General features: G+C 42.4%; 25 protein-coding genes and 1 tRNA gene. 20 read left to right on the forward strand and 6 right to left on the reverse strand.

Features of this window, described 5'->3' with window-relative positions:
* The first annotated feature begins 90 nt into the window (after positions 1 to 90).
* Both QUD85_RS06350 and QUD85_RS06355 read left to right on the forward strand, forming a co-directional pair.
* The gene (locus QUD85_RS06350; RefSeq protein ID WP_093330104.1) at positions 91 to 336 is read left to right on the forward strand and encodes a sulfurtransferase TusA family protein; all 246 of its coding nucleotides are present in this window, start codon (positions 91 to 93) and stop codon (positions 334 to 336) included.
* A gap of 8 nt (positions 337 to 344) precedes the next feature.
* Entirely contained in the window at positions 345 to 1418 is a 1074-nt protein-coding gene (locus QUD85_RS06355) for an AI-2E family transporter (RefSeq protein WP_093330107.1), read from the forward strand.
* Between the two features lie 80 nt (positions 1419 to 1498).
* Here QUD85_RS06355 and QUD85_RS06360 read toward each other — a convergent pair whose 3' ends face one another.
* Positions 1499 to 2833 carry a Na+/H+ antiporter NhaC family protein gene (locus tag QUD85_RS06360; protein ID WP_093330109.1) on the reverse strand — a complete coding sequence of 445 codons (1335 nt, stop codon included), beginning with the start codon at positions 2831 to 2833 and terminating at the stop codon, positions 1499 to 1501.
* Positions 2834 to 3057: 224 nt separating this feature from the next.
* Between QUD85_RS06360 and QUD85_RS06365 the strand changes: the two genes are divergently transcribed.
* The 7 genes from QUD85_RS06365 to QUD85_RS06395 all read left to right on the forward strand — a co-directional run bounded on the left by QUD85_RS06365 (position 3058) and on the right by QUD85_RS06395 (position 11361).
* Positions 3058 to 3681: an FKBP-type peptidyl-prolyl cis-trans isomerase gene (locus tag QUD85_RS06365; protein WP_093330202.1), complete on the forward strand. Its 624-nt coding sequence runs from the start codon at positions 3058 to 3060 to the stop codon at positions 3679 to 3681.
* A 37-nt stretch (positions 3682 to 3718) separates the two neighbouring features.
* Entirely contained in the window at positions 3719 to 4135 is a 417-nt protein-coding gene (locus tag QUD85_RS06370; protein ID WP_093330112.1) for a nuclear transport factor 2 family protein, read from the forward strand.
* A gap of 16 nt (positions 4136 to 4151) precedes the next feature.
* Positions 4152 to 4967, forward strand: coding sequence for a 4-hydroxy-tetrahydrodipicolinate reductase (dapB, locus tag QUD85_RS06375; RefSeq protein WP_093330114.1), 816 nt, complete (start codon positions 4152 to 4154; stop codon positions 4965 to 4967).
* A 234-nt stretch (positions 4968 to 5201) separates the two neighbouring features.
* Positions 5202 to 6332, forward strand: coding sequence for a glutamine-hydrolyzing carbamoyl-phosphate synthase small subunit (gene carA / locus QUD85_RS06380; RefSeq protein ID WP_093330118.1), 1131 nt, complete (start codon positions 5202 to 5204; stop codon positions 6330 to 6332).
* A gap of 21 nt (positions 6333 to 6353) precedes the next feature.
* Positions 6354 to 9572: a carbamoyl-phosphate synthase large subunit gene (gene carB / locus QUD85_RS06385; RefSeq protein WP_093330121.1), complete on the forward strand. Its 3219-nt coding sequence runs from the start codon at positions 6354 to 6356 to the stop codon at positions 9570 to 9572.
* Between the two features lie 129 nt (positions 9573 to 9701).
* Entirely contained in the window at positions 9702 to 10178 is a 477-nt protein-coding gene (greA, locus tag QUD85_RS06390) for a transcription elongation factor GreA (RefSeq protein WP_093330124.1), read from the forward strand.
* Between the two features lie 310 nt (positions 10179 to 10488).
* Positions 10489 to 11361 carry an acetoacetate decarboxylase family protein gene (locus tag QUD85_RS06395; protein WP_093330128.1) on the forward strand — a complete coding sequence of 291 codons (873 nt, stop codon included), beginning with the start codon at positions 10489 to 10491 and terminating at the stop codon, positions 11359 to 11361.
* A gap of 74 nt (positions 11362 to 11435) precedes the next feature.
* Here the strand turns inward: QUD85_RS06395 and yhbY are convergent, their stop codons facing one another.
* On the reverse strand, positions 11436 to 11732 hold the full coding sequence (gene yhbY, locus QUD85_RS06400) for a ribosome assembly RNA-binding protein YhbY (protein ID WP_093330132.1): 297 nt from the start codon (positions 11730 to 11732) through the stop codon (positions 11436 to 11438).
* Between the two features lie 91 nt (positions 11733 to 11823).
* On the opposite strand from yhbY, the gene rlmE reads away from it, so the two are divergent.
* The 8 genes from rlmE to QUD85_RS06440 all read left to right on the forward strand — a co-directional run bounded on the left by rlmE (position 11824) and on the right by QUD85_RS06440 (position 18938).
* Positions 11824 to 12453, forward strand: a complete 630-nt coding sequence (rlmE, locus tag QUD85_RS06405; RefSeq protein WP_093330134.1) for a 23S rRNA (uridine(2552)-2'-O)-methyltransferase RlmE — start codon at positions 11824 to 11826, stop codon at positions 12451 to 12453.
* 130 nt (positions 12454 to 12583) lie between these two features.
* Complete coding sequence (gene ftsH / locus QUD85_RS06410; RefSeq protein WP_218139599.1) at positions 12584 to 14500, forward strand: ATP-dependent zinc metalloprotease FtsH; 1917 nt, start codon at positions 12584 to 12586, stop codon at positions 14498 to 14500.
* 91 nt (positions 14501 to 14591) lie between these two features.
* The gene (gene folP, locus QUD85_RS06415; protein ID WP_093330205.1) at positions 14592 to 15383 is read left to right on the forward strand and encodes a dihydropteroate synthase; all 792 of its coding nucleotides are present in this window, start codon (positions 14592 to 14594) and stop codon (positions 15381 to 15383) included.
* Positions 15384 to 16721: a phosphoglucosamine mutase gene (gene glmM, locus QUD85_RS06420; protein ID WP_093330140.1), complete on the forward strand. Its 1338-nt coding sequence runs from the start codon at positions 15384 to 15386 to the stop codon at positions 16719 to 16721.
* Positions 16722 to 16822: 101 nt separating this feature from the next.
* Positions 16823 to 17584, forward strand: a complete 762-nt coding sequence (tpiA, locus tag QUD85_RS06425; RefSeq protein ID WP_093330143.1) for a triose-phosphate isomerase — start codon at positions 16823 to 16825, stop codon at positions 17582 to 17584.
* Between the two features lie 13 nt (positions 17585 to 17597).
* Complete coding sequence (secG, locus tag QUD85_RS06430; RefSeq protein ID WP_093330147.1) at positions 17598 to 17966, forward strand: preprotein translocase subunit SecG; 369 nt, start codon at positions 17598 to 17600, stop codon at positions 17964 to 17966.
* A 17-nt stretch (positions 17967 to 17983) separates the two neighbouring features.
* Positions 17984 to 18068 (forward strand) — tRNA-Leu (locus QUD85_RS06435).
* A gap of 426 nt (positions 18069 to 18494) precedes the next feature.
* Positions 18495 to 18938, forward strand: a complete 444-nt coding sequence (locus QUD85_RS06440) for a hypothetical protein (protein WP_093330150.1) — start codon at positions 18495 to 18497, stop codon at positions 18936 to 18938.
* A gap of 11 nt (positions 18939 to 18949) precedes the next feature.
* On the opposite strand, the gene QUD85_RS06445 is transcribed toward QUD85_RS06440, so the two are convergent.
* From QUD85_RS06445 to QUD85_RS06460, 4 genes are all read right to left on the reverse strand, one after another.
* Entirely contained in the window at positions 18950 to 19273 is a 324-nt protein-coding gene (locus tag QUD85_RS06445; protein WP_093330154.1) for a HigA family addiction module antitoxin, read from the reverse strand.
* Positions 19270 to 19563 carry a hypothetical protein gene (locus QUD85_RS06450; RefSeq protein ID WP_093330156.1) on the reverse strand — a complete coding sequence of 98 codons (294 nt, stop codon included), beginning with the start codon at positions 19561 to 19563 and terminating at the stop codon, positions 19270 to 19272. Before QUD85_RS06450 ends, QUD85_RS06445 begins: the two co-directional genes overlap by 4 nt.
* 434 nt (positions 19564 to 19997) lie before the next feature.
* Complete coding sequence (locus tag QUD85_RS06455) at positions 19998 to 20171, reverse strand: hypothetical protein (RefSeq protein WP_177168903.1); 174 nt, start codon at positions 20169 to 20171, stop codon at positions 19998 to 20000.
* 150 nt (positions 20172 to 20321) lie between these two features.
* Positions 20322 to 21677: a glycoside hydrolase family 2 TIM barrel-domain containing protein gene (locus QUD85_RS06460; protein ID WP_093330159.1), complete on the reverse strand. Its 1356-nt coding sequence runs from the start codon at positions 21675 to 21677 to the stop codon at positions 20322 to 20324.
* 213 nt (positions 21678 to 21890) lie between these two features.
* Between QUD85_RS06460 and QUD85_RS06465 the strand changes: the two genes are divergently transcribed.
* The 3 genes from QUD85_RS06465 (at position 21891) to QUD85_RS06475 (ending at position 26452) form a co-directional block, all read left to right on the forward strand.
* A complete protein-coding gene (locus QUD85_RS06465) occupies positions 21891 to 23222 on the forward strand; it encodes a C1 family peptidase (RefSeq protein ID WP_093330161.1) in 1332 nt (443 codons plus the stop codon).
* Between the two features lie 111 nt (positions 23223 to 23333).
* Positions 23334 to 24056, forward strand: a complete 723-nt coding sequence (locus QUD85_RS06470) for a cupredoxin domain-containing protein (RefSeq protein ID WP_093330164.1) — start codon at positions 23334 to 23336, stop codon at positions 24054 to 24056.
* 11 nt (positions 24057 to 24067) lie between these two features.
* Entirely contained in the window at positions 24068 to 26452 is a 2385-nt protein-coding gene (locus QUD85_RS06475; protein ID WP_093330166.1) for a bifunctional diguanylate cyclase/phosphodiesterase, read from the forward strand.
* Positions 26453 to 26458: the final 6 nt, after the last annotated feature.

Here is a 26458-nt window from a genome sequence, read left to right on the forward strand (position 1 = left end):
TGATGTTACGGCTTTTATCGTAGTTAGAATTGTTAGCAAGTGTAAAAAAATGATTTTTACTAAGATTTTCAGCAGATAAGCGGTTATACTGTGAGCATCTTAGTATGGGTTTATGCTATGGAATATCGTTACGACGGTACACAAGAAAAGTGTCCGTTGCCTTTGGTTAAAACGCGGGTGATTTTGAACAAGATGGCACAAGGAGACCGTTGTTGGGTTTTATTGTCCGATGGAGGTTCTAAATCAGATATACCTCGCTACCTTAAACGTAAGCAAATCCCCCATACCATCACGACTTTAGAAAACAACAATATAGAAATTGTTATTACGCGCTAGGTTTCTGCATGGTTAATATTTTTTCCCAATGGTACAAACGTAAATTCTCAGACCCTGCGGCAGTGGTACTTGTGCTGTTGCTTGCGGTAGGTTCTGTCTTACTTTATTTTTTCAGCCACTTGCTTATGCCAGTTATAGTGGCGCTTGCTATTGCATTTTTACTCGACTTACCGGTCAATCGACTGATCGGTACCGGCATGTCTAGGCCGCTGGCAACAACGGTAATAGTCACGCTATTTATCACCGTATCGATTATCACGTTGTTTGGAATCTTGCCTATTGTTTGGCAACAAAGTACTAACTTGCTGCAAGAAACGCCTGCTATGTTTGCGCAAGGCGAGTCATATTTGTTAACACTACCCGAAAAATATCCTGAGCTCGTGCAAGCCGATCAGGTAGAAAGTGTTATTCAGAATATCAAACAAGCGCTATTAGATTGGGGACAGGTCGCTTTAAAGGCGTCTATCAGTTCAATATCTAATGTTGTAGCCCTTATGGTTTACTGTATCTTGGTCCCTTTAATGGTTTTCTTTTTCTTGAAGGATAAAGCACCACTGATTGCTGCTATTACTCAATACCTGCCAAAAGATCGCGAGAAAATTTCGCAAGTTGGCAAAGAAATGCATCAGCAAATCATGAATTATATTCGTGGTAAAGTGATTGAAATTATCATTATCGGTGGCGTGTCTACCATTACTTTTGCGTTCTTGGGCTTAAACTATTCGGTATTATTGGGCGTGCTGGTAGGCTTTTCGGTGCTAGTGCCTTATGTAGGAGCAACCTTAGTAACCATCCCTGTTATGCTAGTGGCGTTGTTTCAATTTGGCTTTACCGCTGAGTTTGGCTACGTCATGTTGGCCTACGGTATTATCCAAGCATTAGATGGTAACTTGTTAGTACCGCTACTATTTTCAGAGGCGGTTAACTTACATCCGGTAACCATCATCATAGCCGTAATCTTTTTTGGTGGTTTGTGGGGCTTTTGGGGTGTGTTTTTCGCCATTCCGTTAGCAACGCTTGTTAAAGCTGTCATAAACGCCTTGCCTTCGGAGCAAATCGACCAAGAGCAACCGTCTACTTAAACGCAGCTCATCAAATACTTCTCTAAATAGGTGTCAGTGCAGAGTCTGACACCTCACTATCTATCCGTTTATATCAACGACTACTGCTTTGTTAAGCGCCAGAAGGTAAAGCCTGCCACAAAAAATAAGATCATCGGATAAAAGGCATAGCTAACCACATCTATTGGCGATATTTGCAAGGTTGCACCGAGCAACAATGCTTGCGCGCCGTAGGGCAATAAACCTTGATTGATACAGGCAAAAATATCTAACAAACTTGCTGAATGGGCTGGTTTAATGTCACCTTCATTTGCTAAATTTTTTGCCGTATCACCGGTAATGATGATAGAAACTGTGTTGTTCGCCGTAAAAAAGTTAGTCACAAATGCTAGCGCCGCAATACCAATACCGTTTCCGCGTTTCTTATTATTTTTACTTAATTTTTGCGACAATGACTTAATACCGTTGGTCAAAGCCAACAAACCGCCTTGCTTGCGCACAACTTCACTCAAACCGCCAATAAACAGCGAAAGAATGAAAATATCCTGCATACTAGCAAAACCTGTATTGATATCGTTTATCCAGGCAGATAACTGATAATCATAATGCAACATACCTATGAGAGCGGCCACTACAATACCGACGACAAGTACAACGAAAACGTTTACGCCTGACAAAGCAAGAATCAGGATGACTAAATAAGGAATTAAGCCAATCGCATCGGTTGATAAGTTGCCTTCATAAGGCACTGGCTCTGCAAGTAGCGTTAGAATAACAATACACAACAGGGCAGCGGGTAGGGCAAATTTAAAGTTTACGCGAAACTTATCCTTCATTTGAGCACCTTGGCTGCGCGTTGAAGTAATGGTGGTATCAGAGATAATTGATAAGTTATCACCAAAAATCGCTCCCGAAATTAGGGTACCCGCGACAAGTGCACTGTCTAGCGAAGCCGTTTCCGTAAACCCTAAAGCGATTGGCGCTATTGCTGCTATCGTCCCCATTGAAGTGCCCATCGCTGTAGACATAAAAGCAGCAACAATAAATAACCCTGGCAATATCAAGTATTCAGGAAAAAGCGATAATCCCAATGCAACGCTCGCGTCAACACTACCCGTTGCTTTTGCGACTGTGGCAAAGGCACCAGCGAGTAAATAGATGACGCACATGGTAATAATATTTTGGTGTCCGGCACCAGCGATAAACTGCCCAATCTTTGTACTGACGTTGCCTTGGCCGAGTGCGATAGCCAAAATAATCGCAGGAATAATAGCGATGCTGGCGGGTAATTGATAAAAAGCGAAGTCGACACCTTGCAGGGTCAGCACAATACCTGTGCCCAAAAAGACTAAAAGAAAAAGGGCAAAAGGCAGCAAAGCTTTGTAATTTGCTTGCACGGATTCATTGCTTGGTGTTGTTGTTATATTTTGAGACATAGCTGCCAACAGATTAAAAATGTTAACGCCATTATCTAGCCGTTAGTCTAAGGTGTCAATATAGATGTTTAGACGTCTAAAACGTAAGGTGGCGCACTTATGCATTATGAAAGGGGTGACGTAATTTTTTATTATAACTTTCTCGCATAAATCAGGCGTTAACCGCTATCGCCATGCGTGAACTTATGTTAAACTTGCGCGAATTTTTTTTAGGTTGTAAAGACATGTCAGAAAACACATTTGAATCTATCGAACAACGCGTAAGTTACGGTGTAGGCCGTCAACTAGGCGACCAATTACGTAATAACCCTTTTAAAGAGTTTGATGTAACGGCTGTACAGGCTGGTTTAGCAGATGCTATTGCAGGTATCGAAAGCCAAGTATCTCATGAAGCATTAAACGAAGCGTTTGCTGTTGTATCTCAAAAGTTACAAGAGCAAGAGCAAGCAATTGCTAAAGAAAAAGCAGCAGAAGGCGAAGCGTTTTTAGCGGAAAATGCAAAGCGTGACGAAGTAACGGTGACTGAATCAGGTCTACAATACGAAGTGCTTACAACGGGTGAAGGCGAAAAGCCATCTGCATCTAGCACAGTACGCACGCATTACCACGGTACATTTACTAATGGTGACGTATTCGACAGCTCATACGATCGTGGCCAGCCTGCTGAATTCCCAGTAAACGGTGTTATTGCAGGTTGGACAGAAGCGCTTCAAATGATGACGGAAGGTTCAAAGTGGCGTTTATACATCCCTTACAATCTAGCATACGGAGAGCAAGGCTCACAGGGCGCGATTCCTCCATATGCAACGTTAGTATTCGACGTTGAATTACTCGCCGTTGTTAGCTAATTATTTTTAAGCCGGGTTATCCCGGCTTTTTATTGCCATGAATAAAATAGAGCAACGATTGGCCGCATTTTTTAAACGCTATATTGCGGCATTTAAAGCTAACGACACTGACGCCGTGTGCGCTTGTTATGCAACGCCGTGTGTAATGTCTACACCTGAGCAAGCGTTGGTGCTTAGCGAGCATAATTTGCGCGAAACTGTCGCTGGCATATTACAACAGCTGCAACAGGCAGGTGTTAGCCAGTATCACATCAGCAAAGCAAGCTACCATGTAAAAGGTGAGCAACTTATAGCAGTGGTGGATTGGCAGTTTATCGATGCTCAACAACAAGTATTTACAGACTTTGTCGCCATTTACCATATAGTTAAGGATGGCGAACAAGACAAAATTGCCAGTGTTGTGTCGCACGATCAAGCGAACTCAGCACACAGCGAACATTTGATCACGTTATAACAATAGGAATTCATCGATGACAGTGAAAGTTGCGATTTTAGGATGTAGTGGCCGCATGGGGCGCAACCTAATTCAAGCGGCGGTACAGGCACCAGGTATTGAACTGGTTGCTGGTGCAGTGCGAGCAGGCTCAGCCTTTGAACAAATGGACTTAGGTGAAGTAGCCGGTATCGGTAAACTCGATATCTTAGCGACAAGCGATATTGATGCACTTGCCGTTGCAGATGTTTTGATTGACTTTACTTCAATTGAAGCAACATTCGAGCATATCCAGTGGTGTAAGCAACATAATAAAGCGTTAGTCATTGGTACAACAGGTTTTGACGACGAGCAAGTGGCACAAATAAAAGCTGCAGGCGAACAAACGCCAGTTTTACTTGCACCAAACACCAGTGTTGGCGTGAATTTATTGTTTAAATTGCTAGAAATTACCGCTCGCGCAATTGGCGACTATACTGATATAGAAATTTTTGAAGCACACCATCGTTTTAAGAAAGATGCACCATCAGGTACAGCCATGAAGATGGGGCAGGTTATTGCCGATACATTGGGCAGAGACCTTAATGAGTGCGCAGTTTATGGTAGAGAAGGAATCACCGATGAACGTGATCCTAATACCATAGGTTTCGCTACGGTGCGTGCTGGTGACATTATTGGTGAACATACCGCGTTTTTTGCTGATTTAGGTGAGCGTCTAGAAATTACCCATAAAGCGACTACGCGTATGACATTTGCCAATGGTGCAATGAGAGCGGCGACATGGTTGTCAGCGCAGCCAAATGGTTTTTATGACATGCAAGACGTACTTGGTTTAAAAACCTTAGAAATTTAAGGGAAATTTATACTTTTAGCAGTTTTGTTTAAATTTTAAGGAAAACTGCTAGTTTTTTACAGTTTAGTGACTAATTTCACTGGACTAAAAGCATACTTACGCGTAAAATGCGCGGAATTTGTCAAAAATTCAGTATTTCGCTGGTTTTGACAAGGAAATAATTAGCTTATTTGATTGCTATTTGGACAAAATTGAAAAGTTTTGTTTAGTGATTTTCTTCTTTTGGAGGTTACTTTGACTACATCTGCCATTTTGGTACTGGAAGACGGTACTGTATTTAAAGGCACCGCGATTGGTGCTGAAGGCGCAGCGGTTGGTGAGGTAGTATTTAATACTGCGATGACCGGCTACCAAGAAATTCTGACTGACCCTTCTTATGCAGAACAGATTGTTACATTAACATACCCACACATTGGTAACGTAGGTACCAACAGTGAAGACGAAGAGTCGGGTACCATTTGGGCGAAAGGCCTAGTAATTAGAGACTTGCCTCTTTTAGCAAGTAATTTTCGAAACGAAGAAACGTTAAGTGAATACTTAAAGCGTAACAACATTTTAGGTATTGCAGACATAGATACACGTAAGCTAACACGTATTTTACGTGAAAAAGGTGCGCAAAACGGTTGTATCCTTGCCGGCGACAACGTAGACGAAGCAGCTGCTCTAGCGCAAGCAAAAGCATTCCCTGGTCTTAAAGGTATGGATTTAGCTAAGGTTGTTTCAACCAAAGAAAAATACCAATGGACAGAAGGTAGCTGGCAACTTGGAAAAGGCTACGTTACACCAGAAAACAAACCATTTCATGTCGTTGCTTACGATTTCGGTGCGAAACACAACATTTTACGCATGTTAGTTGACCGTGGTTGTCAATTAACAGTTGTTCCGGCGCAAACGCCAGCAGATGAAGTATTGGCATTAAACCCAGATGGCATCTTCTTATCGAATGGCCCAGGTGACCCAGAGCCATGTGACTATGCAATCAGCGCAATCAAAACATTTTTAGAAACAGATATCCCAGTATTTGGTATTTGTTTAGGTCACCAGTTATTAGGTCTAGCAAGTGGCGCTCAAACAGTGAAGATGAAGTTTGGCCATCACGGTGCTAACCACCCTGTAAAAGATTTCGAAAACAATGTGGTTATGATCACCAGCCAAAACCACGGTTTTGCGGTAGATGAAGACAACTTACCAGATAACTTAACCGTAACGCACAAGTCGTTATTTGATGGTTCATTGCAAGGTATTCACCGCACAGATAAGCCGGCATTTAGCTTCCAAGGTCACCCAGAAGCAAGCCCAGGTCCACATGATGCAGCGCCATTATTTGACCATTTCATTGAATTAATTGAAGCACGCAAAGCGTAACTAATAGGAGTTAAGCATAATATGCCAAAACGTACTGACATAAAAAGCATTCTTATTCTAGGCGCTGGCCCAATTGTTATTGGTCAAGCGTGTGAATTTGACTACTCGGGTGCGCAAGCGTGTAAAGCACTTCGCGAAGAAGGCTATCGCGTTATTCTTGTTAACTCGAACCCAGCAACAATTATGACTGACCCTGAAATGGCTGATGCAACATACATCGAGCCAATTCATTGGGAAGTTGTACGTAAGATTATTGAAAAAGAGCGTCCAGACGCTGTACTACCTACTATGGGTGGTCAAACAGCGCTTAACTGTGCGCTTGAACTAGAGAGCCAAGGTGTTTTAGAAGAGTTTGGCGTTGAAATGATTGGTGCTACTGCTGACGCAATCGATAAAGCAGAAGACCGTGACCGTTTCGACAAAGCGATGAAGGCCATCGGCTTGGAAACACCGCGCGCTGAAATTGTTCACTCAATTGAAGAAGCGTTTGAAACCTCTGAACGTATTGGTTTTCCATGTATCATTCGCCCATCATTCACTATGGGTGGTACGGGTGGCGGTATCGCATATAACCGCGAAGAATTTGAAGAAATTTGTAACCGTGGTTTAGACCTTTCGCCAACAAACGAATTGTTAATCGACGAATCACTTATCGGTTGGAAAGAATACGAAATGGAAGTTGTTCGTGACAAAAACGACAACTGTATCATTATCTGTTCTATTGAAAACTTTGACCCTATGGGTATCCATACCGGTGATTCAATTACTGTTGCACCTGCGCAAACGTTGACCGACAAAGAATATCAAATCATGCGTAACGCATCGCTAGCGGTATTGCGTGAAATCGGTGTTGAAACAGGTGGTTCAAACGTACAGTTTGGTGTAAACCCAGTAGATGGTCGTATGGTTATCATTGAGATGAACCCACGTGTATCTCGCTCATCTGCGCTAGCGTCTAAAGCAACTGGTTTCCCAATCGCTAAAATCGCAGCAAAACTAGCGGTAGGTTTCACGCTAGATGAATTACAAAATGATATTACAGGTGGCGCAACACCAGCGTCATTCGAACCGACTATTGATTACGTAGTTACTAAGATTCCACGCTTTAACTTTGAAAAGTTTGCCGGTTCTGAAGACCGTCTAACGACCCAAATGAAATCAGTGGGTGAGGTTATGGCAATTGGTCGTAACCAACAAGAATCACTTCAAAAAGCACTACGTGGTCTTGAAGTAGGTGCATCAGGTTTCGATCCTCAAGTTGACGTAACGCAACCAGGCGCGAAAACTAAAATCATGCACGAGCTTCGCGAAGCGGGTGCAGAGCGTATTTGGTACATTGCTGATGCTTTCCGTATCGGCTTAACTATGGAAGAAATCTTTAGTGCAACTAAGATTGACCCATGGTTCTTAGTACAAATTGAAGACATCGTTAAAGAAGAGCAAACAGTTGCTGAAGGCGGTATGGCTGGCTTAACGGCAGATTACTTAGGTAGCCTGAAGCGTAAAGGTTTCTCTGATGCGCGCTTAGCTGATGTTATCGGTGTGTCTGAGTCTGAAATTCGTAAGAAACGTCACCAAGCGGAAATCTTCCCTGTGTACAAGCGTGTAGATACGTGTGCTGCTGAGTTCAGTTCTGACACGGCATACATGTACTCAACTTATGATGAAGAGTGTGAATCAAACGCTAGTGACAAAGATAAAATTATGATCATCGGCGGTGGTCCTAACCGTATCGGTCAAGGTATCGAGTTTGACTACTGTTGTGTACACGCAGCGCTTGCATTGCGTGAAGACGGTTACGAAACCATCATGGTTAACTGTAACCCTGAAACAGTATCAACTGACTACGATACGTCTGACCGTTTGTACTTCGAACCGATTACGTTTGAAGACGTGTTAGAGATTGTTAACGTTGAGAAGCCAAAAGGTGTTATCGTGCAATATGGTGGTCAAACACCACTTAAACTAGCGCGTGCACTAGAAGCGGCAGGTGTACCAATCATTGGTACGTCACCAGATGCGATTGACCGCGCCGAAGACCGTGAACGTTTCCAACAAGCAGTTGAGCGTTTAGGCTTATTACAGCCTGAAAATGCCACGGTTACATCAGTAGAAGAAGCTGTTGCTGAAGCGAAAAACATTGGTTTCCCATTGGTTGTTCGCCCATCATACGTACTAGGTGGCCGTGCAATGGAAATCGTCTATGACGAGCAAGACTTGCGTCGCTACATGAATGAAGCGGTAAGTGTTTCAAATGACTCACCAGTATTACTTGACCGATTCCTAGACGACGCGGTAGAAGTTGATATCGATGCTATTTGTGACGGCGAAAATGTCGTGATAGGCGGTATCATGCAACATATCGAACAAGCAGGTGTTCACTCTGGTGACTCAGCATGTTCATTACCACCTTACAGCTTGTCTAAAGAGCTACAAGATGTCATGCGTGAGCAAGTGACTAAGCTAGCATTTGAATTAGGCGTAGTTGGCCTAATGAATACGCAAATGGCAGTAAAAGACGGCGAAGTTTACCTTATCGAAGTAAACCCACGTGCAGCGCGTACTGTACCATTTGTTTCAAAAGCGACATCAGTGCCGCTAGCAAAAGTTGCAGCGCGTGTTATGTCAGGTGTATCGCTTAAAGAGCAAGGTATTGTTGAAGAAACAATTCCACCGTTCTTCTCTGTGAAAGAAGTGGTTATTCCTTTCAACAAGTTCCATGGCTGTGACCCATTAATTGGTCCAGAAATGCGCTCAACAGGTGAAGTAATGGGTGTAGGCGACACGTTTGAAGAAGCTTATGCTAAAGCGAACCTAGGCGCAGGCGTAACCATTCCTAAATCTGGCCGTGCACTTATCTCTGTAAGAAACAGTGATAAAGAGCGTGTAATTGACCTTGCTAAGCAAATGGTTGATATCGGTTGGGAAATCGATGCTACTCACGGTACAGAAATCGTGCTTCGTGAAGCAGGTATTCCAGTGCGCCGCGTAAACAAAGTACATGAAGGTCGTCCTCATATTCTTGATAGAATCAAGAACAATGAATACACCCACATCATCAATACAACTGAAGGTCGTAAAGCGATTGAAGATTCAAAAGTATTGCGTGGTGGTGCTTTGCGTTACAAGGTAACTTATACAACAACATTGAATGCGGCATTTGCGGCGTGTATGGCTCATGAAGCAGACGATAGAAATATCGTTACGTCAATTCAATCATTGCATCAAAAATGTAAATAGCTTGCCTCTCTTGAAAAAGATGCGATAAGCTATATATCTTATATATCAATGCACAGTTGAATAAAGGTGGTTTTTGAACCACCTTTATTATTTTTAGAAAGTAGATAACAAGAAGTTTTAAGGAATACAATGAATCAAGTACCAATGACGGCGCAAGGTGCAGAGGCACTACGCGAAGAATTGAATCATTTAAAAACTGTTAAACGCCCAGAAATTATTGAAGCGATAGCAGAAGCGCGCGAACATGGCGACTTGAAAGAAAACGCTGAATACCATGCGGCAAGAGAGCAGCAAGGCTTTTGTGAAGGTCGTATTCAAGATATCGAAGGTAAACTTAGTAACGCACAAATTATTGATGTCACTAAAATCCCTAATACAGGAAAAGTGATTTTCGGTGTTACGGTAACCTTATTAAATATCGACACTGACGAGGAAGTGACTTACCAAATCGTCGGTGATGATGAGTCTGATATTAAGCAAAACCGTATTAGCGTTAATTCACCGATCGCACGTGCGCTTATCGGTAAAGAAGTAGACAGCGAAGTTGAAGTGACAACACCTGGTGGCCAGGTTGAGTATGAAATTGTCGCCGTTGAACATGCGTAAGCACAATATTTAGTATAAAGCCCAGACACAAGTCTGGGCTTTTTTTTGCCAAAACACCGTCATCCCTTGCCTGACACGGGATCTTCTCGGTTGATGGATCGCGTTGCTTAAGGGAACAGGGGACGAGTACGCTTACGCTAGAGGTACAAGGGGCAGAGCAATTGGTATCTTCTACTCGAAGCCTATAGCACGCAGCTCGCAGCCCTAAACCCACAGCACTGGTTTCAACTCGCTTAGGCTATTTTTACTATTCCTAATTAAACCAATAGCGTTTAGGGTAGAGTTAGAAAACTAACAGAAGTACATAACAATGAAAGCTAACAGAACAATATCCGCCGAACTCTTAGACAACAAAGACGCTTTTACAGGTGATTTTTATAACAAATTTACCCTAAGAACCGCAGACGCGCCATTGGAATTAACGCCTGAAATATCAAAAGATTATTTGTTTCCAACCTTTTATGGTGATGTGTCATGCGCGATAGGCATCTTTTTATGTGACTATGAGAAAGCGAAACGTTTGTTGCCATCAAAGGATATGGAACCAGTAAAAATGCCAGGTGGCAGGGCGCTGGTGACTTTTTCATGTTATGAATACAAAAATGTGCTTGGCGTAGCACCTTATAATGAAATCGCGATGACCATCCCAATGCAAGTCAAGCCGGGCTTTAATCCACCTTTGTTGCCTTTGTTGATGGAAGGGATGTTCCCTAAATTTGGCTATCACGTATTCCACATGCCGGTAACCAGTTTAGAGAACCAAATCAGGGGCCTTAAAATTTGGGGATTACCTAAGGTGGTGGACGATATCAGCATTGAAGTGATAGACGGTGTAAGTAGCACCAAAGCTACGGATGAAGCTGGCAATGACTATTTTTCACTACGCGTACCTACCTCAGGCAAAGCGCAAACGTTTAATGTAAATTCTAATTTATATTCAATGTTAGATGGTGAAATGAAGCAAAGCGAAACCAGCTTTAGCGGCACATTTAATGTCACTAAAAACCTTGCTAGATTATGGAAAAAAGACGTGTCAGAAGGTGATGTAGCATTAACGCTAGGTAGCGGTCCATTTGCGGATAAGCTTAAGCAACTAAACATCGACCCTGTGCCGTTTCAAACACGTTATTGCGCGAGCATGAGTGCGTGTTTCGACTTGCCAAACCAAGACTTTGAATTATAACACTGGTGTCGTACACCACTCTGACACCAATAAAAAAGCCGACATTACGTCGGCTTTATTTACTGCATCAAACACTACATTTTTGGAATGTGTATTTTCTTGTCATCGCTTTGGCGAAAAGCCACAAGCGTTTTACCTATCACTTGCACTTTAACAGCGCCCGTTTCGCGGATAATAGCGTCAACGATTAGGCCTTTTGTTTCACGGTTATCAGTGGGTATTTTTACCTTGATTAACTCATGAATGTCTAAAGCTGAGTCTATCTCTGCAACAACACCTTCTGTTAACCCGTTTGCACCGAGCAATACAACAGGCTTAAGGTCGTGCGCAACGCCTTTAAGATATTGAATCTGTTTTTTTGATAAATTCATCAATTATTTCACATGGTTTACTTGAATTACGCGTATTTTACCCTTATCTATGGATTATTACTATTGCTAGCACAGTATTTGTACATTTGAAATGAGCAAAAAGAAACAAAGCGTTAGTTCCCAGCGTTGGATGCAGGAACATTTTGAAGATAAATATGTCAAAGAAGCACAGAAGCTAGGCTTTCGTTCGCGTGCGGTTTTCAAGATTAAAGAGATCAATGAAAAGGATAAATTGATCAAACCAGGCATGAAAGTCGTAGATCTAGGAGCGGCACCTGGCGGTTGGTCAGAATACGCCGTTAAAGCGGTTGGCGACGCAGGGCAGGTGGTAGCTTGCGATATACTCGCCATGGACCCAATAGCTGGCGTTGATTTTTTGCAAGGTGACTTTAGAGAAGAAGCCGTGCTTGACGCATTACTTGACCGCATAGACGGTAAAAATATTGACGTTGTGATGTCTGACATGGCAGCGAACTTCACCGGCAACGACAGTGCCGATTCAGCACGTAGTATGTATCTTGTTGAATTAGCGCTAGATATGTGCCACCAAGTACTCAAATCCAATGGCGCTTTTGTGGTAAAAGTATTCCAAGGGGAAGGCTTCGACCAATTTTTAAAAGACGTACGCGCATCGTTTAAAGTAGTGAAAACGCGCAAGCCAGACTCTTCTCGTGCAAGGTCGCGAGAAGTGTATTTAGTGGCAACAGGATTTAAACACTAGTATTGTGCCTAAATTGTAGGCAAAGTAACTTTTACTTACTTATTTTTGCAAGCAAGTCTTGGCTAAGTCGGTTATAGTAGTAAGAGACTTGTTTTAACGTAAACAGCAAGAGGTTGTTAAATTGAGCGATATGGCTAAAAATCTCATTCTTTGGTTAGTAATAGCGGTTGTGCTTATGGCTGTGTTTAACGGGGTTAACCCGGGCGCAGACAAAGAGCAGCAACTCGATTACACACGCTTTATACAGGATGTTCGAGAAGGGCAAATCAGTGAAGCAAATGTAGATCGTAACGGTGTCGTTACTGGTACTACAAAAACAGGCAATAAATTTACCACGGTGATCCCAGGTGGATATGACCGCGACTTAATTAACGATCTTGTTAAGCAAGGCGTTAAAGCAACCGGTAAATTACCTGAAGAGCAAAGCCTGCTCACCTCTATTTTTATTTCTTGGTTCCCAATGTTATTGCTAATCGGCGTATGGATATTCTTCATGCGACAAATGCAAGGCGGTGGCGGCAAGGGCGCAATGTCTTTTGGTAAGAGTAAAGCGCGCTTGTTAAGTGAAGACCAAATCAAAACGACATTTGCTGACGTTGCCGGTTGTGACGAAGCAAAAGAAGAAGTGTCAGAACTTGTTGACTACTTAAAAGACCCAAGCAAATTCCAACGCTTAGGTGGCCGCATTCCTTCAGGTGTTCTGATGGTAGGTCAACCAGGTACAGGTAAAACCTTGCTAGCTAAAGCGATTGCTGGTGAAGCAAAAGTACCGTTTTTCACTATTTCAGGTTCAGACTTTGTTGAAATGTTTGTGGGTGTTGGTGCATCGCGTGTACGTGACATGTTTGAACAAGCGAAAAAATCAGCGCCTTGTATCATTTTTATTGATGAGATTGACGCAGTAGGTCGCCAACGTGGCGCAGGTTTAGGTGGTGGTCACGACGAGCGTGAACAAACACTTAACCAAATGCTTGTTGAAATGGATGGTTTTGAAGGTAACGAAGGCGTTATCGTGATTGCTGCGACTAACCGTCCAGATGTATTAGACCCAGCGTTACTTCGTCCTGGTCGTTTTGACAGACAAGTGACTGTTGGTTTACCAGATATTCGTGGTCGTGAACAAATATTGAAAGTACACATGCGCAAAGTGCCAATTGGTGACGATGTAGATGCATCTGTAATCGCGCGTGGTACGCCAGGTTTCTCTGGTGCCGATTTAGCTAACTTAGTCAATGAATCTGCATTGTTTGCAGCCCGTGCGTCTAAGCGTTTAGTAGGCATGGAAGAATTTGAACGTGCGAAAGACAAAATATTGATGGGCGCAGAGCGCAAATCAATGGTAATGAGCGAAGACGAAAAAGAAATGACGGCATACCACGAAGCGGGTCATGCTATTGTTGGTCGCTTAGTACCTGAACACGATCCAGTGTACAAAGTGTCTATTATTCCTCGTGGTCGCGCCTTAGGTGTTACCATGTACTTGCCTGAACAAGACAGATTCAGCCACAGCAAGCAACACTTAGAAAGCAACATTTCGTCGCTTTATGGTGGTCGTATTGCCGAAGAAATTATCTATGGTGCTGATAAAGTGTCTACTGGTGCGTCTAACGATATTGAGCGCGCAACAGGACTTGCTCGTAAGATGGTAACGCAATGGGGTTTATCTGAGAAAATGGGTCCTATGTTATTTGCTGAAGAAGAAGGTGAAGTATTCCTTGGCCGCTCGTCAGCAAAATCTATGCATATGTCGAATCAAACGGCGAAAGAAATCGACGACGAAATCAAAGCGTTTGTTGAGCGCAACTATCAGCGCGCCGAGCAAATATTGAAAGACAATATGGACATTCTTCATGCGATGAAAGATGCGTTAATGAAGTATGAAACCATTGACGCACGTCAAATTGATGATCTGATGGAACGTCGCGAAGTAAGACCACCTGCTGATTTAGGTGGCGGCTCTAAGCCAAAGAGCAACGACTCAACGCCAACAGATAGCGCAGAGGTTAATCCTAACTTAGACAATCCGTCTGACGCGCCAGCAAAATAATCTTGCAAAACAGAGCCCCGACCCTCGGGGCTTTTTTCTATATTTTTAGGTGACGAAGGTGTTTGAAACACAACTATTACTGCCAAAAGTTATGGGAATATTAAATGTTACGCCAGACTCGTTTTCTGATGGCGGCGCATTTAACCAATTAGATAATGCCATAGATCAAGTCGCGGACATGATTGAACATGGCGCAGATATGATTGATGTAGGTGGCGAATCGACAAGACCTGGCGCCGCCGAAGTGTCGCTCGACCAAGAACTATCCAGAGTTGTCCCTATTATTGAAGCGATCAACGATCGTTTTGACGTAGCCATATCGCTCGATACAAGTAAGGCAGAGGTGATGGCTGCGGGTATAGAGCGCAATGTTGCGATGATAAACGACGTTCGCGCCTTGCAGCTTCCTGGCGCATTAGAAGCTGTTGCTAACAGCAACGTACAAGTTTGCTTGATGCACATGCAAGGTCAACCCAAAACCATGCAGGACAACCCGAATTATGAAGATGTGGTTAATGACATCAATAGCTTTTTTGAAGCGCGTATTAACGCCTGTGAACAAGCAGGAATAGCAAAGCAGCGTATTATTCTTGATCCCGGCTTTGGTTTTGGCAAAACCTTAGCGCAAAACTATCATATACTGGCCCATTTTCAGGCCTTTAAGCATTTTGAATTACCGTTACTTGCCGGTATTTCTAGAAAGTCGATGTTGGGCAATTTATTAAATCGTCCAGTACAAGACAGGTTAGCAAGCAGCATAAGTGCAGCAGTGATCGCATGTCAGCATGGCGCAGACTATGTGCGCGTTCACGACGTAAAAGAAACTGTAGATGCCTTAAAAGTATGGCGCGCAGTCAATCAATTTTCAGGAAAGGAGCAATAGATGGCCGATAGACGATATTTCGGTACCGATGGTGTACGTGGTTTGGTAGGTAAATACCCAATTACGCCAGAATTTGTGATGAAGCTAGGTTACGCAGCCGGTAAGGTACTTGCTGGTCAAGGTACCAAGAAAGTCCTTATAGGCAAAGACACGCGTATTTCAGGTTATATGCTTGAATCTGCCTTAGAAGCGGGCTTTTCGGCCGCTGGTATTGATATAGGGCTTTTAGGGCCAATGCCTACGCCAGGTATCGCTTATCTCACTAAAACCTTTCGCGCCGAAGCCGGTTTGGTTATCAGCGCGTCGCACAATCCTTTTTATGACAACGGTATTAAGTTCTTCTCTCAAGACGGTCAAAAGCTACCAGATGCAGTAGAGCTAGCGATAGAAGCCGAATTAGACAACGACATGGGCTGCGTAGAATCGGCTCACTTAGGTAAGGCATATCGTATTGATGACGCTGCAGGGCGTTACATTGAATTTTGTAAAGGTCAGTTCCCTACACATTTATCACTTAAAGGCTTGAAACTCGTTGTTGATTGCGCCAATGGTGCAACCTATCACATTGCCCCTAACGTATTTAAAGAACTTGGAGCAGAAGTTATTTCGCTTGCCTCTTCACCTAACGGTACCAATATTAATGACGGCTGTGGCGCAACGTCGATGGACATGATAGCCAAAGCGGTTGTTGAACACGACGCACACTTAGGCATAGCGCTTGATGGTGATGGCGATCGATTAATGATGGTTGACCACACAGGTTATGTTGTCGATGGCGACGAAGCTATCTTTATTATTGCCTCGCAAGCACAAGCTTCAGGTAACCTTTCAGGCGGTGTTGTTGGCACGCAAATGTCAAATATGGGGTTAGAGCTTGCGCTTGCAGAGCTCGGTATTCCGTTTGAGCGCTCAAAAGTTGGCGATCGCTACGTAATGGAAATGCTTAAAGAGAAAGGGTGGCAGTTGGGCGCAGAAAACTCAGGTCATATTATTAATTTGAAATATACCTCTACGGGTGATGGCATTGTAGCGGCGCTTAATGTTTTAGCTGCAGTGCAAGAAACAGGTAAAACCTTGTTTGAATTGCGTCAAGGCATGAAAATGCTGCCGCAGATATTAGTAAATGTGCGCTTTGAAGGTGACAACGATCCATTAAAAGCGCAGCAGGTACTTGATGCTACTGCAGAAGTAAACAATATTCTCGCTGGAAGAGGCCGAGTGCTACTAAGAAAATCGGGCACTGAACCGCTTATCCGCGTAATGGTAGAAGGGCCTGACGAAGCAGAAGTCACCCGCTTGGCAAATGTAATTGCCGACGCCGTTAAAAAGGCGTGCTAAATTGTTTAAATTTGCATCAAAAAAACAACAAAGTACGCTTTTCACTTGTAACTTTGCGCGAGAATCGTTAATATCTCGCCGCTTTAATTCAGGAAAGAAGAATGTCTAGATCTTTGATAGTTGCCGCGAATTGGAAAATGAATGGTGATTCGGCATTAATCGATGCCATGATCGCGAAATTATCGCAGGTTAGTTTTAACGATAATGTGAAGGTTGTTATTGCACCTTCTTTCCCTTATCTCGATAAGTTAAATAGTGCTGTTAAAGCCGCTAATTTATCAGATAAAATCAGTGTTTCAGCGCAAAATATAAGCGAACAAACCTCTGGTGCATTTACAGGTGAGGTTTCAACCGCTATGCTGTGCGACTTAGCTATTTCGCATACCATTATTGGTCATTCAGAACGTCGCAGTATTTATGGCGAAAGTGACACGCTGATAGCTGATAAAGTTGCTGTTGCATTAGCTGCTGGCGTTACCCCAATACTGTGTATTGGAGAAAGCGAAGCAGAGCGAGAAGCAGGGCAAACGGAACAAGTTTTAGCAAAGCAATTAAGTGCTGTTATTGAAAAAACAGGCATTGAAGCATTTGCTAACATTGTACTGGCTTATGAGCCGGTATGGGCAATTGGCACAGGTAAAACTGCGTCACCAGAAATGGCCCAAGAAACACACGCATTTATTCGCAAGTTTATTGCTGCAAGTGCACAAGATATTGCGTTAATGTTGCCTATCTTATACGGTGGCAGTGTTAATCAAAAAACAAGTGAAGCATTATTTGCACAACCAGATATCGACGGTGGTCTTATTGGTGGTGCTAGTTTAAAAGCGGATGAATTTGGCACAATTTGCCAAAACGCTTAAGGATAGAAGAAAGATGTTGTATCAAGTATTAATTATTGTTTATTTAATTGTTGCTTTAGCATTAATTGGTTTAGTGTTAATTCAGCAAGGTAAAGGTGCAGACATGGGCGCATCATTTGGCGCTGGTTCATCTGCAACTATATTCGGTTCAAGTGGCTCAGGTAACTTCCTAACACGCGCTACTACATGGTTAGCGATTGCCTTCTTCGGCATCAGCTTAGTATTAGGTAACCTAACGGCTAACCAAATTAAATCTGGTGACGAATTTGATGATTTGTCGGTTCCAGCTGCAATTGAAGAGCCTGCTGAAAGCAGTGCTATGCCAGCGAACGAAGACGTGCCAGCAAGCGACGATATTCCAGATAGCGACGTTCCAAACTAGTCGATAAAAAACTTACTGCGGAAGTGGTGGAATTGGTAGACACGCCATCTTGAGGGGGTGGTGGCTTCGGCCGTGCGGGTTCAAGTCCCGCTTTCCGCACCAAAAATAAAAAAAGCCCAGCATTTATGCTGGGCTTTTTTTATTTTCGGAACGGGACGGAACTCGCAAAAGGGTATTGCGGGTTCACAAGTTTTGTAGGGTCGCTTTAATACTTCCTTGCATCCTCGCGACATTAGTGAATCCCTTCACGTCAGCAAAACTGAACGCCAGCGGCGGCCTGCATAGGTAAATTACATGGACGTAATTTGTAACTCCCGCTTTCACGGCAATCAATAGACAGCATTTATGCTGTGCTTTTTTATTTTTAGAACGGGACGGAACTCGCACAAAGGTATTGCGAGTATAAGAAAATGTCATTTCTAATCAATAGCTTGATGTAACTAGAGACAGAAGCTAGCATAGTGCGGACTTAAACTTTTATAGCTAGGGGGTATAACTCTCCCTACTAAAGCTAAGCAATAAATAATTATGAACAAATCAATTGCCACTGCAACTGCTACAATACTTAGTGTTATCTTGTGTTATATCAGTATTAAATGGGTATCGAACGTATATTTGTGGTTGCCGGATATTGGCAATGATTTTGTATCAATAGGAGCTGTGCCTGTTGCATACATCATATTTGCGTTAGGTTTTGTGGCGCTACCATTCGCATTGTTGTATTTATGCGGTGTATGGGGTTACATTTTCGTTTTGAAGCTTTTATCTCTCGATTCAGAAAATCTTAAACGACGAAATATAGTATTGCTTGCGGTACCACTAACAATGTTTCTTGGGGGTTCAAATATGTTGAATCCTCCAAACGTAGAGCAAGCGATACTAGATCTATTGATAGCAGTATCACCAATGTTTGGTGCTTTTGTTGGCGCGAATATAGTTTTAAAGCAAGAGCTTAATAACCAGGCCAGCTAAGGCATTCTAAACTAAGCACTTAGCAATGTTTGCTGCTTGTCTAATTTCGCTGTTTTATATAAGTCGTATTGTATTTGGTAGTGTAACCACGCATTAGCACTAACATTGGTGCATGCTTCTAGTTTACGAGCAAACGCAACTTCTACACGAATATGGCCATTTACAAAACGTGATAAATGTTTTTCAGACACGCCTAAAACAGCCGCTATTTCAGGGCGTTTTAAGGATGTTTTCTCGATAAAACGACGTTTAAATACATCGCCAGGGTGTGGGCGAGGCAAGTCTTCAGGACGACTGACCTGTTGAGATTGCGTCACAAAGCTTGGTATTGTCATGCATTGTACTCCTTAATATCTACGTTATAGCAGTCTCCTTGCCAGAATATACAAGTAATAGCGCCACAAGGTTCAACATTATTAACAGTAATAGTAACTGCCCAACTCGTTTCATCTTCTGATAAGTACTGTACCGCGCCTATATCTGCCAAATCATCCACGTTGTATGCCGCATCCAAGTCAAATAGTATATTGAGCACTTGATGCGCATACGTAAATGGTAGTACAGATAAGTCATTGAGCATCCATACTTTTTGTAACTTATCTGAAGTGATCGTCTTTATTGCCACAATATATATTCTTTATTACCTTATGGGTAATATTACTCTACAGGTAATGTTGCGTCAAATAGCTGTGTCGTTTTCAGTGTCAACAGCGACTAAATTGGCCAATGGGAAAGTTAACCTGCCTATTGCAACGCATATAAATAGTCCTATTAGCCAGGTAATAGCATTGGGCAAAGTCAACAATGTAATGTAATTATCTAATAGTAGCCAAACTGGCACTCCTAAAACTACAGTACCTAAAGTTGCAGATAAAGCGCTTGCAGTTAGAGTACTTTGACAATGAGGACATGAAACAATACCTGAGTAAATTAATTTTCTTCTAGAGGCAAAAGGAATGATAGTTTTGCAGCATGGGCAGTGGGTTTGAAATAGTTTCATTGCATTAAAGTATGGGTAGATAGTTTGCAAGTATCTACCCAGCCCCCTAAAAGTCTGAATTAATCAACGACAGATTTAGCGACATCATATACTACGCCACCGGCAATAGCTTGTGAGACGAATCTAACAGATTTGTACGTGCGATAAGCGGCAATGCCACCCTTTACAACCCAGTAAAGTGCAACGACTCCGCCATTGACCTCGGTTAACTGTGATTTAGATAGTTCTTTCATGGTTATTTCCTTCCTTTGAAATATTTGTGGATTAATAAACGAGTTTCTCTCGTTGAGTGGAAAGTAACAAATAAGTCACTTTCTATTATTCAATATAGCCAACTACTTGGTTAATTCAAGCAACTTTCTTTTCAACAAATTGCGGTGAATCTATAGATTATATTCCACATAAAACGGAAAGTTAGCATAGCCCACTTTCTCTTTGCCATCGTCGATATAGAAGAACAAGCGATAGTCACCTGAAGTTTCGGGTGCTTTAAACGTTGCTGACACTTTTGTTGAGCCGTTTTCTTGCTTAGTTTCTTTAGGCGCTGATATCGTTAATGCCACTTCATCTGGTTCTTGCTCGAACGCACCGCCTTGGCTTTTTACATCTACCTCTTTTAAAAGCTGCCAGCGAATGTTAAACGCATCTCCATCATATTCTGAATAAGCGACTTCTATATTTGCCATAGCGCCTAAAGGCAATCGTACATTTTGTTCCGCCATTAGCCCGTTAAGATGTATTGAGGTGACATATGGCGCTCTATTGGCAGGGTAGTTACCGGTCCAAAACTTAGTTAATTCATCGATTCGGGCAGTTGCTTTGCCATCTTTAGTAAACATGCCATACCAGGTTGGCGTGCGCTCCTGCTTTTGACCCCATTCAAATGCGTAATGACCAATGAGCTTGCCTGAGGTATTTTTGGCTATGCCTTGTTGTATGCGCTCAGCAAAAGTGCGCGCCTTTATGCCGCTAGGTTCCTCAATTTCACGTCCCCAAGCTGTTGCTGGGCGTTCCCAATGCCCTAAAGGACCAAATTCGGTGACCATAAATGGCTTGTCGATGTTAAGGGCGGCAATTTTATCTTGAAGGTCAATTAAATCGCCATAAACTTGTACGGAAATAAAATCAACTTGTGGCGTATATTGCATAGCCGTATGGATATGCTCTGGAATAACCCCAGCAAAGCTATAACTGACTGGATGATTTGGGTCGACTTCATGTATAAAGTCGATAATATCAGATAGTGCTTGATACACCTTCGGATTGACGAGCTTTAGTGAGCCATCTTCATTCATTAGCAAATTAGGTTCGTTGGCTATCATCCACCCTAAAATATTAGGGTGATCTTTATACTTGAGTACTTGCTGCTTTACCGATTCAAATTGCTTGGCAACGGCTGCATCGTCATTGTAGTCAAAGCCGTGGAGCTCTTTTTCTACATCTATTCCCATCATGACCATCAAGCCAAGCTCTTGCGCTTTCTCTAGTTCAATGTCGGCATAGTGCGTACCCCATGTTCTAAAACTATTACCACCCGCTTGCGTCAGTGCTTTGAAATTATGACCGTCGTTATAACTAAGTCCCGCGCCTTTAATGTGAAAAGGATGGCTATTAACGAACAATTGATATTCGCCTGTTAATTTTTTGATAGTGACTTTGCTAGGCTTGGCCTGGGAGTGTGGTGTAGAAATCAAAAGTACCGCCAATATGATGAGATAAACGAAACGAGTAGCAACCACAGTATCCTTCCTTGAAGGTGATTTTGAAATAGATGAATTGGCATGTTATCGCTAACAGGCGATGTTTTCTAGCGAAAACCTAGGATAAACCTTTAAAGAAATTGCTAGCACGAAACTTTCGAAGGAATTAAGGTATAGATAAGTTCATTGCATTTAAACACTGATAGGTAAGTGATGAATGTGTGCATTTGAGATTTTTATAACAATAAAAACATGACCGACAACCATTTAAAATCAAAAACAACCTACTTAATAAAGGTTGCTTGCCATCATAAACTTAAGGCTCTTTCAACTTGCCTTGATACAACCATAGCTCGTATTTCATCGAATATTTTGCCATTGATCGCAGTTTTTTTGTTTAGCATTAGCACAAATAGCTATGCAGATGAGCAGCAAAAGTTGCCTAGCGAATCAAGTAAACAAGAAAGTAGTGAAGTTCAATTGGATAGCGATTTCATTTGGGCCAATCAGGAGTTAGACGATTTATGGTTTCATGTAGAGTATTTAGCTTATCAAAAGCAATATGTAAAAGAAGATGAAACCATAACCGAACACTATGAAACCGCGACTAAACCACTTGTTCGAGATCAAGGTGGATACGGTATTTGTTACGCAATGGCACCTACTAGCTTGATAGATCAAGCTTGCATGAAAGCAGGATTATGTTCAGAAGAAGTAAATATTTCGGTGTTGGATGTTATTAGCCAAACTTCTTTGGGCAATGACGCTTATTACGGGTTAGATGGTGGCTATAGTGTTAATGTAGGAGTGCGTCTTAATCAGAAAGAAAAGCTTCGCTTCGCTACTGAGCAATGTGCTCCCTATGAAGTCATTATGGTTGAATTTACGCCAGAGATTTACAGCCCTAACTTTGTCTTTAATATAGAAAGTTATCCACGATTGCATGGTCTTCAAAAAGTACATCAAGACCTAATGAGTAAAGTCTCAAAAAACGAACACTGCCAACCTTGTGATGCGGAATACTTTAATCAGTTTTATGAATTTGATGAGCTATTATTATCTCGATTAAAAAGCGCAACGGCAAAAACAATTAATTATGAATCTTATGAAGCATTTTTATCGGCGGTTATCGTACCAGAGGAGTGTCATCAGGAAGGAAAAGTACTTGCGCTACCTGAAATGACTTTTAAAGGGAGAGCAACGGCATCAAAGCAAGATTTTAGAGACATGATAATTGATAAAGTTAAGAACGACTATCCGCTTGTTGTATCTTCATGTACCGATGTACGTGCGTGCTTGTCAGATAAAGGGGCTGTCATTAATTGTCCAAAGAAAGATCGCGTTAGAGCATGCGCTCCTCATTCATATATCATTGATGGCTTTCGCAAAATATGTAGTAAGGACCAATGTCGTAACCAATATAGAGTGCACAATAGTTGGCGATTCGATTTTCAAATTTATCATGATAATGGCTGGGTGAATGAAGATTCATTGTATGACGCATATACTAGGTATGATGACCAAATGTTAATCTTTTTGGAGTTTGAACAAACTACATCAATCAAAAAATCTGAAGCTGAATAATGCGATTCAAATGCACCTGAATCACAGGCTTATTTTTGCTTGAAAGTAATTTTAGGTATAGTGGGTCTAAACATTTACAACAAAAGCTTAAAACAATAATAAGAGCATTCGATGAATAAACGCGGTATGACGTTTTCTGAAAAGAAATTTGTATTGTTCACGTATCTACTCTCTACCTTCTTAGTGCCCACCAGCGCTGTTGCACAAGAGGGCGAAACTGCTGTAGCAGGAGTAAATCACCAGTTAGCTGTAACCGTTGCCAACCAAGACCAAAGCCCAGCCACTAACGTTGTCGTGTTCTTGCAACCTACAAATCAAAACCAGTCACTTCCAATGAATCAAACGCCCTTGCATATTGGGCAACAAGATAAAGCCTTTGTGCCTTATGTTAGCGTGATGCAAAAGGGTAGTGAGGTGAGCTTTATGAACTATGACGATATTACTCACCATATCTATTCACCCGTTGGTCAACATAAGTTTTCATTCAAAATCAAAGCGTCGGAAGAAAAAATTATCGATACCATTGATGAAACCGGTGAAATCGCTATGGGATGTAATATTCACGACTGGATGAGCGGCCATATATTAGTGGTAGATACGCCATACTTTGCTGTTACTGATGACAATGGCATTGCAAAATTACCGGATATACAACAAGGTGACTATTTGCTCAATGTGTGGCACCCTCAGTTAAGTTCAGATAATAATAACGATGTCAGTCAAACGATTGAAGTTAACAGTACACGATCTGCGCGCGTTCAATTAAACACCACATTAGCTCGCGAACCTGTGCAAGAAAATAGTGAAGACTTTGATTTTTTGTCTGACTATTAGGAAGTAACGTTGTGAAGAGTCTTAAAAATAAAATCTTCTTTTTATTTGTCGTTTTGCTCTTGTTAGTGCAAGCAATAGACTTATGGACAATTTACACCGGTAATCGTACCCAAGAATCTCAAGAAATTAACAACCGACTTCACACCGCACAAACCATCTTCACCGAACAATTCAACAGCCGACGAGATTACCTCACCGCATTCGCCGACACCGCTTCAAGCGATTATGGTATCAAACAAGTTTTTGATGAAGACACACGAAGCTTGTTGGTCGCGCTAAACAATCATAGAAAACGTATTGATGCTGATTTAGCAATGACGATTTCTGAACAAGGCATCGTAACGGGGCAATTATACGTTGCTCATAGTGATAATAATGAGGCGCGCGTGCGCCAGGGTAGCGAAAGACAACAAGCTTTTCGTCACCCAGAATGGCTTGGCGTAAGCCAATACTCAGATCTTTATGTGTTAGACAGCAAGTTATATCAGCTAAGTTTGTCGCCACTACAAGTTGGCCAAAAGGTGATCGGCTGGGTTGGATTTGGTTTTCAATTAGATAACCGATTAGCAAAACACTTTAAAGATATTACTCAATTAGAAATCGATTTCATTTTTAAAGACGCAGCAACTAACAAAGCTTCAACAGAAGGTGATTGGCGCTTAATTGCATCGTCGAATCAACAGGCCGATTTAGCGCGAGCGCAAAGTATACTCGCTGATGCTGGTCCTTCTCACTTTATTTCGGCACATTACCGCTACGACACGCAAAACGAGCAAACCTTTGGTGTGGCAATGTATGGCTTAAAAGCCGATATCGTTGCTGTAATGCAAGAGCAGTGGTGGCAGCTCTTTGTAATTGCTGCGCTAACACTTCTGTTATCGTTGATGAGCGCCTACTGGATTGCTGCTTCTATTACGCAGCCGATCAAGCAATTGGTTGCTCAGGCTCGTACCATAGCGCAGGGCAGGTATGACAAACGTGTTGAGCTAAAAGATAAAAGCGAACTTGGTCAATTGGCGGATGAATTTAATGCCATGCAAAAAGCGGTATTAGCCCGTGAGCAAACCATTCAACATACGGCTAACCATGATCCGCTTACCAATCTGCCGAACCGCAACCTACTTAAAGCGGCGTTAGAGAGTTTTATTTCAGACAGAACACCAGTGTCGGTCTTTCATATGAACTTATGCCGCGTTAAAGAGGTCAACGAAACCTTGGGGCATGATGTCGGTGATTGGCTGATTAATGAAGCCGCAAAGCGCCTAGCAAGCATAAAAGATATAACACTACTTACCCACTTAGGTGGCGACGAGTTTGTCATTCTTTGCAAGAACGTAACCGAGCAGGCACAAAACAATCTACAAAAGATAGTGAATGAAACGCTAGATAGCGGCTGCGATTATCGCGGCGTAAGATTGCCACTGCAGATGCGTTTTGGTATTTCTGCTTATCCTCAGCACAGTAGCGATGTAAAACGCTTACTACAAATGGCCGATATGGCGCTGCACCATGCCCGTAAAGTCAATCAACATGCGCAGGTATACCACGATGCATTGCAGGTAAATAGCGTAGAGCGTTTGAATCTGATTAACGATTTAAAAACAGCGATTGCAGAGCAACAACTTGTGCTGTTTTATCAACCTAAAGTGTCATTAAATAGCAAGAAGGTGACTCACGTAGAAGCCTTGGTACGTTGGCAGCACCCAACGCTAGGCATGCTACCGCCCGATGAATTTATTTATATCGCGGAGCAAACAGGGCAAATCGATGCCTTAACACAATGTGTGTTTTTAATGGCGGTTGAGCAGTTTACTCGCTGGCGTGATAACAATATTCATGTCAATGTTGCGGTTAATATTTCTGCAGAAAACCTTAAAAATCCAGACTTTTTTAGCTTTGTCTCTAACACCGTCGATAACCACAACGTAGCGCCACACTGTATCACGTTGGAAGTAACCGAAAGCGTGTTTGTTGAAGATACAGAGCAAGCCATAGCCTTGTTACTCAAGTTCAAACAAAAGGGCTTTAAGCTATCTATTGACGATTACGGCACGGGCTACTCTTCGTTAGCGCAATTAAAGCAATTGCCTGTACATGAATTAAAAATTGATAAATCGTTTGTGCACAACTTAACCAAAAGTGAAGACGATCAAATCATTGTGCGATCCACCATAGAACTTGCTCATAATATGGGGTTATGTGTGGTTGCAGAAGGTATAGAAGACCTGCCATCTTTGCAGTGGCTAACGCAACATGGCTGTGATTTAGCGCAAGGCTTTTATATTAGCCGGCCTGTGCCTGCACAAAGCTTTGAAGCTTGGCTTTGTTCGACCAGCGACTATGGCAGAGCAAGCGCCCCTTCTGACGACGTAATGTCGATGATAAGTAGCGATTAACAACAG

It is taken from the genome of Thalassotalea agarivorans (genome assembly GCF_030295955.1).
GTDB lineage: Bacteria > Pseudomonadota > Gammaproteobacteria > Enterobacterales > Alteromonadaceae > Thalassotalea_D > Thalassotalea_D agarivorans.

Coding starts and splice junctions, on each gene's coding strand:
- rlmE (WP_093330134.1), top strand. CDS start 11,824: ATGAGCAAAAAGAAACAAAGCGTTAGTTCCCAGCGTTGGATGCAGGAA.
- yhbY (WP_093330132.1), bottom strand. CDS start 11,732: ATGAATTTATCAAAAAAACAGATTCAATATCTTAAAGGCGTTGCGCAC.
- carB (WP_093330121.1), top strand. CDS start 6,354: ATGCCAAAACGTACTGACATAAAAAGCATTCTTATTCTAGGCGCTGGC.
- dapB (WP_093330114.1), top strand. CDS start 4,152: ATGACAGTGAAAGTTGCGATTTTAGGATGTAGTGGCCGCATGGGGCGC.
- folP (WP_093330205.1), top strand. CDS start 14,592: ATGGGAATATTAAATGTTACGCCAGACTCGTTTTCTGATGGCGGCGCA.
- QUD85_RS06445 (WP_093330154.1), bottom strand. CDS start 19,273: ATGACAATACCAAGCTTTGTGACGCAATCTCAACAGGTCAGTCGTCCT.
- greA (WP_093330124.1), top strand. CDS start 9,702: ATGAATCAAGTACCAATGACGGCGCAAGGTGCAGAGGCACTACGCGAA.
- QUD85_RS06395 (WP_093330128.1), top strand. CDS start 10,489: ATGAAAGCTAACAGAACAATATCCGCCGAACTCTTAGACAACAAAGAC.
- QUD85_RS06440 (WP_093330150.1), top strand. CDS start 18,495: ATGAACAAATCAATTGCCACTGCAACTGCTACAATACTTAGTGTTATC.
- QUD85_RS06370 (WP_093330112.1), top strand. CDS start 3,719: ATGAATAAAATAGAGCAACGATTGGCCGCATTTTTTAAACGCTATATT.
- glmM (WP_093330140.1), top strand. CDS start 15,384: ATGGCCGATAGACGATATTTCGGTACCGATGGTGTACGTGGTTTGGTA.
- ftsH (WP_218139599.1), top strand. CDS start 12,584: ATGGCTAAAAATCTCATTCTTTGGTTAGTAATAGCGGTTGTGCTTATG.
- QUD85_RS06470 (WP_093330164.1), top strand. CDS start 23,334: ATGAATAAACGCGGTATGACGTTTTCTGAAAAGAAATTTGTATTGTTC.
- tpiA (WP_093330143.1), top strand. CDS start 16,823: ATGTCTAGATCTTTGATAGTTGCCGCGAATTGGAAAATGAATGGTGAT.
- secG (WP_093330147.1), top strand. CDS start 17,598: ATGTTGTATCAAGTATTAATTATTGTTTATTTAATTGTTGCTTTAGCA.
- QUD85_RS06455 (WP_177168903.1), bottom strand. CDS start 20,171: ATGAAAGAACTATCTAAATCACAGTTAACCGAGGTCAATGGCGGAGTC.
- QUD85_RS06465 (WP_093330161.1), top strand. CDS start 21,891: ATGACCGACAACCATTTAAAATCAAAAACAACCTACTTAATAAAGGTT.
- QUD85_RS06355 (WP_093330107.1), top strand. CDS start 345: ATGGTTAATATTTTTTCCCAATGGTACAAACGTAAATTCTCAGACCCT.
- QUD85_RS06365 (WP_093330202.1), top strand. CDS start 3,058: ATGTCAGAAAACACATTTGAATCTATCGAACAACGCGTAAGTTACGGT.
- QUD85_RS06360 (WP_093330109.1), bottom strand. CDS start 2,833: ATGTCTCAAAATATAACAACAACACCAAGCAATGAATCCGTGCAAGCA.